The sequence below is a fragment of the Frankia gtarii genome, assembly GCF_025403375.1.
GTDB classification, from domain to species: Bacteria; Actinomycetota; Actinomycetes; order Frankiales; family Frankiaceae; genus Frankia; species Frankia gtarii.
Genome location: NZ_JAMPTM010000198.1, coordinates 1 through 12,676, shown reverse-complemented (window position 1 = coordinate 12,676; position 12,676 = coordinate 1). Strand labels below are relative to the sequence as shown.

Below are 12,676 nucleotides of genomic sequence, written 5' to 3'. Positions count from 1 at the left end.
GGGCGGGGGGACGGCTACGAAGACGAGGACGCGACTGGGCCGCCACGGGGGAGCATGGCGGTGAGTTCGCGCTGGAACAGTGTTATCGCGGTGCGTGACAGCGGGCTGGGCCCGGCGTTCGCGGCCGGCGGGCAGATGGGCCGGTTGATGGCGGCCAGGGACTGGGGGGCCACGTCCCTCGGCCCGCCCGACACGTGGAGCACGAGCCTGCGCACCTGCGTCGGCCTGTGCCTGGAGTCGCGCTTCTCGGTGGTGGTCACCTGGGGTCCGGAGCTGGCCTACCTCTACAACGATGCCACCATCCCCATCCTCGGCAGTAAGCATCCCGATGCCCTCGGCCGGCCGTTCTGCGAGGTCTGGCCCGAGATCTGGGACTTCACGGGGCCGCTGCTCGACCAGGTGATGTCCGGCGGGGGCGCTACCTGGTCGCAGGACCAGCAACTGCTGATGTTCCGGCACGGCTACCTGGAGGAGACCTACTTCACGTTCTCCTTCGGCCCGGTGCGCGACGCGGAACGCGGCGGGCAGGTCGTCGGCGTGCTGACGACCGCGCAGGAGACGACCCGGCAGATGATCGACACCCGCCGCCTCGCGTGCCTGCGGGATCTCGCCGCCATCGCCTCGCGTCGCGGCGACCAGCGTTCGGTGTGCGCCCGCGCGGCCACGGTGGCCGGTCGCTGGAAGGACGACCTTCCCCATTCCCTCATCCTGCTGCGCGACCAGCGGCGCCCCCACTCGCCGCCGCGGCTGATGGGCTGGTCGGGCCTGGCCGACGAGGGTGCGGCCGCGGACCTGTTCGCCGCGCTCGCGCCGGGTGGTCCCGTCCCCGAGGCGACCTGCGCGCTGACGACGGGGCAGGCACGGGTCGTGGACCGGCTGGCGTCGCGGTGCAGGCTGGTTCTCGCCGACGCCTCGCCGCCGTCGAGTTCGGCGCTGGCCGTGCCGTTCGCGAACGGCCGGGACGGCCATCCGATCGGCCTGCTGCTGGCCGGCGTGAGCGACCGGTTCGCACTCGGCGCCCCCTACCGCGATTTCGTCGCGCTCGTCGCCGGTCAGATCTCGGCCGCCGTCGTGTCGGCCCGCGGCTACGAGGCGGCGCGGGCGCGGGCGGCGCGGGCCCGCCGGTGGGCACTGCGCGACGGGCTCACCGGACTGCCGAACCGGGTGTCGTTCCTCAGCGGGCTCGGGCGGGCCCTCGTCCGGGCCGAAGCCGACGGCTGGCAGGAGCGGGTCGGGCTGCTCTTCGTCGATCTCGACGGTTTCAAGGCGGTCAACGACTCGGCGGGCCACCAGGCAGGTGACTGGGTGCTGCGCGAGATGGCGGCGCGGCTGCGGCGGGCGGTCCGTCCCGGCGACACCGTCGCCCGCCTCGCCGGCGACGAGTTCGCCGTGCTCTGCACGGGGATCACCTCGTCGGAGGCCGTCGTCGGCATCGCCGACCGCATCGTCGAGACCGCCGCCGTGCGCTCGCCCGGCGGCCCGCAGGTCACCTCCAGCGTCGGCGTCGCCGTGTCCGGCCCCGGCCTGACCGACCCCCGGGAGATCCTGCACGCCGCCGACATCGCCATGTACGCGGCCAAGAGGCAGGGACGCCACCGCCGCGTCCTGTTCGACGAGTCCCTGCGCACCCAGGCCACCCGCCGCCGCAAGGCCGCTGTCGGCCCACACCCGCTCAGCGCATCGGCACCCGACGACGGGAAGACGGGTCGCCGGCCGCCCGGACCCGCCGGCCGGTAACCCGTGCTCGTCGGCCCTAGCCCTAGCCCTAGGCCATCGGCCACACCAGCGACTTGTGCTGCAGGAACTCGGACAGCCCCCACCTGCCCCATGCGCGGCCGATCCCGCTGGCCTTGCAGCCGCCGAAGGGTCCGTGCGGGCCGAGTCCGCCGGTGCCGCCGTTGAGGGACACCATGCCTGCGCGGATCTGGCCCCCGATGCGGTAGGCCCGCGTCGGGTCACCTGACCAGACTCCGCCGCCGAGTCCGAAGTCGCTTTCTCGACCCCGACGAACACGGTCGGTTCGACGAAGAAGCCCTTCGACAGGCGGGTCGGGCGGCCGCCGCCGCCGGCGTGCCGGTGACGACGTCGAACACTCCCGGCGGCAGACCCGCCTCCTCGGCGATCTCCGCGACCAGGAACGCCGACAGGGGAGTGCAAGGCGAGGGCATGAACACGGGCGTGCACCCGGCGGCCAACGCCGGTGCGAGCTTGAACGCGGCCAGGAAGAACGGCGCGTTGTACGGCGTGATGATCGAAGCCACGCCGTAGGGCTCGCGGCGCACGACGCCCTGGCCGACGCCGAGCGGGGTCTCGTAGGGCAGCATCGGCTCGTCGAACTCGAACAAGAGCAGCACCCGCTCGGCGAGTTCGGCCTGGTCGGTGCCCGGCCGAGTCGCGGACGGGATGCGGACGGAATTTCGGTACAGTCCGGTCAGGTACTTTCCACGACGTGTGGGGGAGCGTGGTGCGCGCCGGGCTGCGGGTCTTTGTCAGCCATACGTCGGACATGAATACGTATCCGGCTGACCGGGCCTTCGTACGGGCGGCGTCAGACGCGGTGCGCCGCAGTGGGCACATCGCCATCTCCATGGAGGACTTCCCCGCGGTCAGCAGCCTGCCGGCGTCCTTCTGCCAGGAACAGGTCCGTGAATGCGACGTGTACATCGGGGTCATCGGCTTTCGGTACGGCTCGCTGGTGGCCGGCGGCCTGCACGGCGACGGCACCGCGGTGGGCGCCGTGTCCGCAACCGTTGCACCGCAGGGAGATCCGTCCGGGAGATCCGACGCGGCGGGCCCGCCGCGTCGAACGGCCGTCTCCTATACGGAACTGGAGTTCCTCACGGCGGTCGAGAGCGGGATTCCCCGGCTGTTGTTCCTGCTGCACGAGGACACCCCGATTCCGCGCAGTCTCACCGACCGCAATCTTGACCTGGTCGACGATTTCCGGGCACGGCTACGTTCCGCCGGTGTGACCGTCGGTACCTTCCGCACCGCCGACAGTCTGGAAGCGCAGGTCACGCGTGCGCTGACCCATCTGCGGCGCGTCGATGAGGACGATCTCCTGCATTTCGTCGAGCCAGCCGATCCGGTCGAGCCAGCCGATCTGGTCGATCTGGTCGATCCGGTCGAGCCAGCCGATCCGGTTGATCCGGTCGAGCCGAAGCCCACCGATGATTTCGGCGGCGATGAGCCGCCTTCGCCCGTCCCGCCGGCAGCCGTGGCCTGGTGGCGGCGCCGGTCGCGTTACGTGATCGGCGCGGCGGTGCTCGCCGGCGCCGTCGCCGCCGGGGCGGTCCTCGGCGCCGGGGTGGGGCGGTCGGGATCGTCGCGCGCCTGCCGGCCGGCCAACCCCGTGACCGCGCTGCCGGCCGCGGAGACCTGGGTGGGATCCCACGAGGAGCAGTGCATCGGGTTCAGCGACGGCGCGTACACGTTCGACTCCACCTCGCCCGACCTCGTCGCGCTGCTGACCACGATCGGCCACCAGAACGCCGCGCTCGCCCACAAGGGCGGGGTGTACACCGTGGTGGTCGCGGCCCCGCTGACCGGGCTGCACTCCCGACCCGGCGGCGTGCAGGCCGACTCGCCGACGACCGTCGGGCAGGGGGGCCTCAACGAGCTGCGCGGGGTGCAGCTTGCCCAGGCGGCGATCAACGCCGCCGCGGACGCCCCCGGCTCCCGGGCCCGGATCCGGCTGCTGGTCGCCAACGTCGGATGGCACTCGGGCGGCGCGCTCACCGTCGCCGAGCACATCGACGCGGTGGCCCGCGCCGATCCGGGCCTCGCCGGGGTCCTGGGCCTGTTCCAGAGCACCGCGGCCGCCCGGCAGGCGGTGGCGATGCTCAGCGGTACCACCCACATCCCCATCGTGTCGTCCACCGCCTCCGACGACGGCTTCACCCAGCCCGTCGGGCTGCCCGAGCACACCCGCCGCGCGTTCGACTGGTACTTCCGGGTCGGGCCGACCAACCGCCGGGAGGCGGGCGTCATCGCCCACGCGGTCCCGGAGATCATGAAGCGGGAGGGGCGCGGCGACGAGCCGATCCGGCCGTTGATCGTCTCCGCGGGCGTGGTCGGCGACCCGAAGGCCCCCAACGCCGACCACTACAGCGACAACCTCGCCCAGGACATCAGCGCCGAGCTGCGCCGGCTGCCCCACGCCGCCCCGGCCGTCCTCGTGCCCTTCCCCGGCCCCGAGCAGGCGGCGTCGGCCAACGCCGCGGACGGCGGCCCCACCGTGCCGGGTGTCCTCGGCCACACGCTGAGCGCGCGCTGCACCGGGCCGCAGCCGCCGAACCTGCTCGTCTACACCGGCCGGACCACGAGCGTGAGCACCCTGCTGGAGGCACTGACCGGCTCCGCCTGCGGCAAGGCGGACCCGCACCTGCCGATCATTTCCGGGGACGACGCGATGGAACTGGAGACCGATCCGGGGGAGATCGCGTGGAACGACCAGGGCGGCCACACCTTCTACTTCGCCGACTTCGGCCTCGCCCAGCCCGGCGACGTCACGCAGTCCTACCTGGAGCAGGCCGGCACGGGCAGCGCGGTGCCCGGGCAGTGGGCGGCGCAGGTGCGCGGCACCCCCCAGCGGCTCATCTCCGGGCACACGATCGTCGCCTTCGACGCGATGTCGGTCCTCGCCCGGGCCATCGGCGTCGCCGAGCGCACCACCCCGCCGCCGGGCCAGCTCCGCGCGAACATCAAGACGGTCCTGAACGGCACCTGCGGCGACCTCGCCCTCGCCGGCGCGAACGGCTACATCAGCTTCGACCGGTACGGCGATTCGACCAGCGCACCGGTGCTCATCCGTCGGTTCGACCCGACCAACGCCGCGGTGACGACCGTCGTGGCCGGCACGGCCGAGGAAAGCCTGCACCGCCCCACCGCCGCGACGGCCGACTGCACCGTCCTCTGAGCCGGCTCCGGCTCCGGCGCTGTCGCTGTCGCTGTCGTCCGGGCGAGCGTCCGGGCGACGCCGCCGGGTAACTGGTTGCGTCCGGGCACAACCGCGGTTGACGATCGGAGGGTTTGGCCCGCGGGCCTGGAGGGGAGCAGCGTGGTAGCGCAGGACCAGGGCCCGGGGCGGGCCGCACCGTCGCCCCCGTCGTTCGTGCCGGCCGAAGTGGCCGTCGACCTCGCCGAGGACGCGCCGTTAGCCGGCCGGGTGCACGCCGGCGCCGGCGTCACCCGGGAGGCGGCGGAGCCGGACGGCGGGCGCCGAGATCGGCAGCTGATCCTGCTGACCTGCCTGGCGGGGATGTTCGCGACGACGTTCACGGCGACCGTGCTGTCCGTGTCGATCCGCACGGTGGCCGGCGACCTGCACAGCAGCGTCGACGTCATCTCCTGGGCGGTGACCGGCTCGCTGCTCGCCCAGGCGGTCGCGATGCCGATCCTCGGCCGGGTCGGCGACATCCGCGGGCACCGGCGCACGTTCCTCGTCGGCTCCGTGCTCGCCGTCGTGTTCTCGCTGGCGACCGCGCTGGCCTGGGATCCGGTGTCGCTCATCGCCTTCCGCGCGGCGGCGCAGGTGGCGGGCGCCGCGACGATTCCCGCGTCGTTCGCGATGCTGTTCCACGCCTTCCCGCCGCACGAGCGGGTGCGGCCGTCGGCCTGGGCGTCGGGGGTGCTGTCCGGGGCGTCGGTGAGCGGGCTCGCCATCGGCGGGCTGGTCATCGACTCGATCGGGTGGCGGCCGCTGTTCCTCATGCAGGCCGGGATCGCCCTGATCCCGCTGGTCGCGGCGGTGAAGGTGCTGCCGGTCGACGTCGGTAACCGCAGCCTGAAGCTGGACAAGGTCGGCGCGCTGGTGCTCGGCGCGGCGACGTTCGCGCTGACCTTCGGGGTCAACCGGGCCGCCGGCTGGGGGCTACGGCCGATCGTGATCGGCCTGCTCGTGGCCGTCCCGCTGCTGCTGTGGCTGCTGGTCGTCGTCGAGCGGCGCACCGCCATGCCGGTCCTGCCGACCACGCTGCTCGGCGAGCGTGACATCCGGGCCGCGGGGGCGAGCTCGTTCCTGCTCGGCGCCGCCCACATGGGCAACTTCCTGGTCACGCCGCTGCTGCTGGAAGGCGTGTTCGGGCTGTCGGTTGCGGCCACCTCCCTGGTGACGATGACCCGAACCCTGTCGATCGCGCTGGCCGCGCCGTCGGCGAGCCGGCTGGGTGCCTGGATCTCGCCGCGGGTGCTCGCGGGCGTGGCCGGCGGGGTCTACACGATCGCCCTGGCCGTGCTCGCCCTCGGCACCCAGTACGACCGCCTGCCCGTGGTCGTCGCCGGCCTGATCGTCAGCGGCCTGGCGTTCGGGCACGCCCAGCCGCCGCTGCTCGTGATCACCGGCAACGCCGCCCCCGCGGACAGCTTCGGCCTGGCCACCTCACTGCAGCAGACCGCCAACCAGATCGGCGCGGTGATCGGGATGAGCCTGCTGTCGGCGATCGTCGGCGACGCGCTGCACGCCGCCCCGTTCACCGCCGCCTACCTGGCCGCCGCCGGCCTGTCCGCCGCCGCCGGCCTGGCCATCCTCTTCGCCCACCGCACGCCCACCAGCCTTGCCGATCCGGTGGCACTGGACCCAGACGTCAGGCCGGACCGAAGATCGGCGGAATCCGCGGCAGGTTGACCTCGACGTCGATGGCTGGCTAGAGCTGCGGGCCGTTACGGTCGAGTTCGGCGAGCCAGGCGGCGGCGCTGGCGTCGGACGGCGCGCGCCAGTCGCCGCGGGGCGACAGGGTGCCGCCGAAGGAGACCTTCGGGCCGTTGGGCAGCGCCGAGCGCTTGAACTGCGAGGCCATGAAGCGGTGCAGGAACTCCCGCAGCCAGCGCACGATCGTCGCCATGTCGTAGGCGTGCCGCTCGGCGTCGGGGAAGCCGGCGGGCCAGCCGTCGGCCAGCGCGTCGCGCCAGGCGTGCCAGGCGAGGAAGGCGATCTTCGACGGCGCCAGGCCGTGGCGCAGGAGGTGGTAGAGGAAGAAGTCGTGCAGCTCGTAGGGGCCGATGCGGTCCTGGGTGCTCTGGATCGCCCCGGTCTCGGCGTCGGCGGGGACCAGCTCGGGGGAGATCTCGGTGTCGAGGACGGCGGTCAGCAGCTTCCCGGTGTCGGCGTCGAACTGGTCGTGGCCCACCGCCCACCGGATGAGGTACTGGATCAGCGTCTTGGGCACGCCGGCGTTGACGGCGTAGTGGCTCATCTGGTCGCCGACGCCGTAGGTGCACCAGCCAAGCGCCAGCTCGCTGAGGTCGCCGGTGCCGACGACGAACCCGCCGTGGTGGTTGGCCAGCCGGAACAGGTAGTCGGTGCGCAGCCCGGCCTGCACGTTCTCGTAGGTGACGTCGTAGGTGGCGGTGCCCTCGGCGGCGGGATGGCCCAGGTCGGCGAGCAGCTGGCGGGCGGCGGGGCGGATGTCGATCTCCGCCGCCTCGACGCCGAGCGCGTGCATCAGCGCCCAGGCGTTCGCCTTCGTCTCGTCCGAGGTGGCGAACCCGGGCAGGGTGTAGCCGAGGATCGTCGTGCGCGGCACCTCGAGACGATCACACGCCTTCGCCGCGACGATCAGCGCGTGCGTCGAGTCGAGCCCGCCGGAGACGCCGATGACCATCCGGCCCCCGCCGGTCGCCCGAAACCGCCGGGCCAGGCCGTGGACCTGGATGTTGAACGCCTCGTAGCAGTCGAGGTCGAGCCGCTCGGCCGTGTCGGGGACGAACGGGAAGCGCCGCTGGTGGCGGCGCAGCCCGACGTCGCGGCGGTGCGGGCGGTGGTCGAAGCGGACCGTGCGGAACCGCTGCTCGGGCCGGCCGGCCGCCGCGGCGCTGTCGTTGAACGTCCCCGTGCGCATCCGTTCCTGGCGCACCCGGGCGAGGTCGACGTCGGCGACGAGGAGCTGCGGGGTGTCGGCGAAGCGTTCGGACTCGGCGAGCAGATCCCCGAGCTCGTGGATCGTGCCCTGCCCGTCCCAGGCCAGGTCGGTGGTGCTCTCGCCGGTCCCGGCCGCCGAGTAGACGTAGGCGGCGAGCGCGCGTGCCGACTGGGCGGCGGACAGGTGCGCGCGGTCGGCGGCCTTCCCGACGACGATGTTCGACGCGGACAGGTTCGCCAGCAGCGTCGCGCCGGCCATCGCCGCGTACGACGACGGCGGGATCGGCGCCCAGTAGTCCTCGCAGATCTCCACGCCGACGACGAGGTCCGGCAGGTCCGCCGCCTCGAAGATCAGATCCGTGCCGAACGGGACCGTCCGCCCCGCGACGGTGATCTCCTCGCCGGTGACGCCGGCGCCCGAGGCGAACCAGCGCTTCTCGTAGTACTCGCGGTAGTTCGGCAGGAACGTCTTGGGCACCACGCCGAGGATCCGCCCGCGCGAGATCGCCAGCGCCGTGTTGTACAGCCGCCCGCGCCGGCGCAGCGGCGCTCCGACCAGCAGCAGCGGCGCGAGCTCACGGCTGGCCCGGCACACCGTGTCCACCGCCTGCTCGACCGCGCCGAGCAGCGCGTCCTGTAGGTGCAGGTCGTCGAGCGCGTACGACGACAACCCGAGTTCGGGGAAGACGACGACGTCGACGCCGTCGGTGTCCGCCTGGCGGGCCAGCGCGACCGTCGCCTCGGCGTTGCGCGCCGGCTCCGCGGTCACCACCAGCGGCGTGGCCGCCGCGACCCGGGCCAGGCCGTGGCTGTGGATCGCGGTGAACTCCCGCCGCGGCTCGCCGAACTCTGGCTGTGGCTCGCCGAACTCTGGCTGCGTCACATCGTCTCCCGCTTTGTCGGTGCCCGCCGCCCGCATTTTCGCTCACCCGCCGTCCGCATTGTCGCCCTCCCGCCAACGGGTGAGCACCTCCGATCCGCCCCGATCACCGGAAGTGCCAGCGGCGGGCCGGTCTGTGGCCGTGGGACGAGCCCCGACGCCGCCCCGCGGCCCGGCTCCAGCGCCGGGCGCTCGGCTCCCGCCCGCGCGGCGCCGCGTCCTGGGCAGGGCAGATGCGGACGCCTACCGGACGACAGGGCACGCCGAAGACCCGCGAACAGGGAGTCGTACCGGTACCTTCCGTCTTCGGGGAAGGGAAGGAAGTCCCTCGCCGTAGGGTCATCGCAAGCCGACTCTGGGTGTATGGGTCAGAAGACGATCGATGGTAACGAGGCCGCCACCTCGGTGGCCTACCGGGCAAGTGAGGTGATCGCCATCTACCCGATCACCCCGGCGTCGGCGATGGGAGAGCTCGCCGACGCCTGGGCGACGAAGGGCCGGGCGAACCTGTGGGGCGCTGTCCCCGACGTGGTCCAGTTGCAGAGCGAGGGTGGTGCCGCCGGCGCCGTGCACGGGGCGTTGCAGGCCGGCGCCCTGTCGACCACGTTCACGGCCTCCCAGGGCCTGCTGCTGATGCTGCCCAACATGTTCAAGATCGCCGGCGAGCTCACGCCGATGGTCCTCCACGTCGCCGCCCGCACCATCGCCACGCACGCGCTGTCCATCTTCGGTGATCACAGCGATGTGATGGCCGCGCGTTCGACCGGCTTCGCCATGCTCTCCTCCGCCTCCCCCCAGGAGGCCCACGACCTGGCCGCCGTCGCGCACATCGCCACGCTGGAGTCCCGGGTCCCGTTCCTGCACTTCTTCGACGGTTTCCGCACCTCGCACGAGCTCAACGAGGTCCACGAGATCGACGACGCCACGCTCGTCGGGCTGCTGCCCGCCGAGCAGGTCGAGGCGCACCGGCTGCGCGCGCTGTCCCCGGACAGCCCGGTGATCCGCGGCACCACCCAGGACCCGGACACCTTCTTCCAGTCCCGGGAGGCGTCGAACGCCTACTACACCGCTGTCCCCGGGATCGTGGCGCGGGCGATGGACCGGGTGGCCGCGGCCACCGGACGGTCCTACCGGATCTTCGAGTACCACGGGCATCCCGAGGCCGAGCGGGTCGTCGTCGTCATGGGCTCGGGTCGTTCCGCGGTGCGTGAGGCCGTCCTGCGCCTCGTCGCCCGCGGTGAGCGGGTCGGGTTCGTCCAGGTCCGGCTCTACCGGCCCTTCGACGGCGCGGCGTTCGTCGCCTGCCTGCCGGCGACGGTGCGCTCCCTCGCGGTCCTCGACCGGACGAAGGAGCCGGGTGCCCTCGGTGAGCCGCTGCGCCTCGACGTGCTCGCCGCGCTCGCGGAGCGGCCGGAAAGCATGCCGCGGGTCATCGGCGCCCGCTACGGGCTGGCGTCGAAGGAGTTCACCCCGGCGATGGCCGCGGCCGTGTTCGACGAACTGGCCAGCGCCGCGCCGCGCCGGGAAGTGACGGTCGGCATCCACGACGACCTCACGAACCTCTCCCTCGACGTGGACGACGCCGGGTATCCGGAGGACGCCGACGTCCGCCGGGCGGTGTTCTACGGCCTCGGCAGCGACGGGACGGTCGGCGCCACCCGGGCGAGCGCCGCCATCGTCGCCGACCACACCCCGCTGCACGCGCAGGCCTACTTCGTGTTCGACTCCAAGAAGTCCGGGTCGATGACGGTGTCACACCTGCGCCTGTCGCCCCGCCAGGTCGACGCGCCGTGGCTCATCAGCGACGCCCAGTACGTCGGCTGCCACCAGTTCTCGCTGCTCGAGCGGGTCGACGTGCTCGAGGTGGCCGCCACCGGCGCCACCGTGCTGATCAACAGCCCGTTCCCGGCGGAGCAGGTGTGGGAGCACCTGCCCGCCGACGCGCAGCGCCACCTGCTCGAGCGCGGCGCCCGGCTGTTCGTCGTCGACGCCGACCGGGTGGCCCGCGAGGCCGGCCTGCCCGGGATCGTCAGCCCCGTGCTGCAGACCTGCTTCCTGCAGCTGTCCGGGCTGCTGGCGGCCGACACGGCGGTCACCGCGGTCAAGGAGGCCATCCGCGTCGCCCAGGGCAAGCGCGGCGAGGCCGTGCTGCGACGCAACTTCGCCGCCGTCGACGCCTCCCTCGGCGCGCTGGCCGAGGTCGACCTGACCGGCCGCACCGTCGGGGAGCGCACGGCCCGGCGCCTCGAGGGCGACGCGCCGGTGTTCGTCAAGGAGGTCACCGCCCGGATCATGGCGGGGGAGGGGAACCTGCTCCCCGTCAGCGCGCTGCCGGCCGACGGCACCTTCCCGGTGGGCACCGCCCGCTACGAGAAGCGTGCCATCGCCCACGAGCTGCCCGTGTGGGACGCCGACCTGTGCATCAACTGCGGCAAGTGCACGATCGTCTGCCCGCATGCCGCGATCCGGATGGCCGCCTTCGACCCGGCGCTGCTCGCCGACGCCCCCGCGACGTTCAAGTCGCGTCAGCCCAAGGACAAAGATCTCGCCGGGCTGCGGGTGAGCATCCAGGTGGCGCCGGACGACTGCACCGGGTGCACCCTGTGCGTCAAGGTCTGCCCGGCGACCAGCCGGGAGAACAAGGAGCACAAGGCCCTCGACATGGTGGCCGCCGCGCCGCGCCTCGCCGAGGAGCGCGCCGGCTGGGCGTTCTACGAGACGCTGCCGCCGATCGACCCGACGCTCATCCCCGCGGAGAACGTCCGCGGCTCGCAGCTGCGCCAGCCGCTGTTCGAGTTCTCCGGCGCCTGCTCCGGCTGCGGCGAGTCGCCGTACCTGAAACTACTCACCCAGCTGTTCGGCGACCGCATCCTCATCGCGAACGCCACCGGCTGCTCGTCGATCTTCGGCGGGAACCTGCCGACGACGCCGTGGACGACGGGCCCCGACGGCCGCGGCCCGGCGTGGGCGAACTCGCTGTTCGAGGACAACGCCGAGTTCGGCCTGGGCATGCGACTGGGGCTCGACAGCCACGCGCGGGAGGCCCGCCGGTTGCTGCGGGCCGCCGCGCCGATCGTCGGTGACTCGCTCGTCGACGAGCTCCTCGGCGCCGACCAGAGCACCGACGCCGGCATCCTCGCCCAGCGCGCCCGCGTCGCCGAACTGCGCCGGCGCCTCGCCGGTACCGAGCACGACGCCCGGCTCGACCCGCTCGTCGACAACCTGGTCGACAAGAGCGTGTGGATCGTCGGCGGCGACGGGTGGGCCTACGACATCGGTTTCGGCGGCCTCGACCACGTCCTCGCCTCCGGCCGCAACGTCAACGTGCTCGTCCTCGACACCGAGGTGTACTCCAACACCGGCGGGCAGGCGTCGAAGTCGACGCCGCGCGGCGCGGTCGCGAAGTTCGCCGGCGGCGGCAAGCGCACCCGCAAGAAGGACCTCGGCCTGCTCGCCGCCGCCTACGGCGACGTGTACGTGGCGCAGATCGCGCTGGGCGCCAACGACCAGCACACGGTGCGGGCGTTCAACGAGGCGGCGAGCTGGCCCGGCCCGTCGCTCATCGTCGCCTACAGCCACTGCATCGCCCACGGCATCGACATGACCGAGGGCCTGTCCCACCAGAAGGCGGCGGTGAAGTCGGGTTACTGGCCGCTCTACCGGGTCGACCCCCGCTCCGAGCAGCCGTTCTCGCTGGACTCGCGGCCGCCGTCGATGACCTTCGCCGAGTTCGCCGCCACCGAGTCCCGCTTCACCCGGCTCGCCGCGGTCGCCCCCGATGCGGCCGCCGGGCTGGTGGAACTCGCCCAGGAGGACATCCGCGCCCGCTGGCAGACCTACGAGCACGAGGCCGCCGCCGCGCCCCGCACCGGCGACGCCTCGCAGACCTGACCGACCGCCCGCCCCTCCGCCGCCGTCCGCGCTGCCAAGCCGGACGG

7 protein-coding genes are annotated in these 12,676 nt (G+C 73.1%); 4 read left to right on the top strand and 3 right to left on the bottom strand.

All coding sequences use genetic code 11. The features are described from left to right. Positions 1–1,737: diguanylate cyclase domain-containing protein (locus NBZ83_RS23220; protein WP_438803331.1), on the top strand; the 1,737-nt coding region annotated here is incomplete at its 5' end. A gap of 28 nt (positions 1,738–1,765) precedes the next feature. Here NBZ83_RS23220 and NBZ83_RS23215 read toward each other — a convergent pair. Further along, the gene (locus NBZ83_RS23215; protein ID WP_261566520.1) at positions 1,766–1,936 is read right to left on the bottom strand and encodes an aldehyde dehydrogenase family protein; all 171 of its coding nucleotides are present in this window, start codon (positions 1,934–1,936) and stop codon (positions 1,766–1,768) included. A gap of 19 nt (positions 1,937–1,955) precedes the next feature. Continuing rightward, complete coding sequence (locus tag NBZ83_RS23210) at positions 1,956–2,354, bottom strand: aldehyde dehydrogenase family protein (RefSeq protein WP_261575787.1); 399 nt, start codon at positions 2,352–2,354, stop codon at positions 1,956–1,958. Between the two features lie 152 nt (positions 2,355–2,506). On the opposite strand from NBZ83_RS23210, the gene NBZ83_RS23205 reads away from it, so the two are divergent. Further along, the gene (locus NBZ83_RS23205) at positions 2,507–4,918 is read left to right on the top strand and encodes a DUF4062 domain-containing protein (protein ID WP_438803330.1); all 2,412 of its coding nucleotides are present in this window, start codon (positions 2,507–2,509) and stop codon (positions 4,916–4,918) included. A 141-nt stretch (positions 4,919–5,059) separates the two neighbouring features. Beyond that, complete coding sequence (locus tag NBZ83_RS23200; RefSeq protein WP_261575786.1) at positions 5,060–6,625, top strand: MFS transporter; 1,566 nt, start codon at positions 5,060–5,062, stop codon at positions 6,623–6,625. A gap of 19 nt (positions 6,626–6,644) precedes the next feature. Here the strand turns inward: NBZ83_RS23200 and NBZ83_RS23195 are convergent, their stop codons facing one another. After that, positions 6,645–8,741 (bottom strand): NAD(+) synthase, encoded by a 2,097-nt coding sequence (locus NBZ83_RS23195; RefSeq protein WP_261566513.1) that lies wholly within the window; start codon positions 8,739–8,741, stop codon positions 6,645–6,647. A 360-nt stretch (positions 8,742–9,101) separates the two neighbouring features. On the opposite strand from NBZ83_RS23195, the gene nifJ reads away from it, so the two are divergent. Beyond that, complete coding sequence (gene nifJ / locus NBZ83_RS23190; protein WP_261566512.1) at positions 9,102–12,629, top strand: pyruvate:ferredoxin (flavodoxin) oxidoreductase; 3,528 nt, start codon at positions 9,102–9,104, stop codon at positions 12,627–12,629. The last annotated feature ends 47 nt before the right edge of the window (positions 12,630–12,676 follow it).

Excerpts from the sequence above, each read along its gene's own strand:
- NBZ83_RS23205 (WP_438803330.1), top strand. The coding sequence starts at position 2,507 with ATGAATACGTATCCGGCTGACCGGGCCTTCGTACGGGCGGCGTCAGAC.
- nifJ (WP_261566512.1), top strand. The coding sequence starts at position 9,102 with ATGGGTCAGAAGACGATCGATGGTAACGAGGCCGCCACCTCGGTGGCC.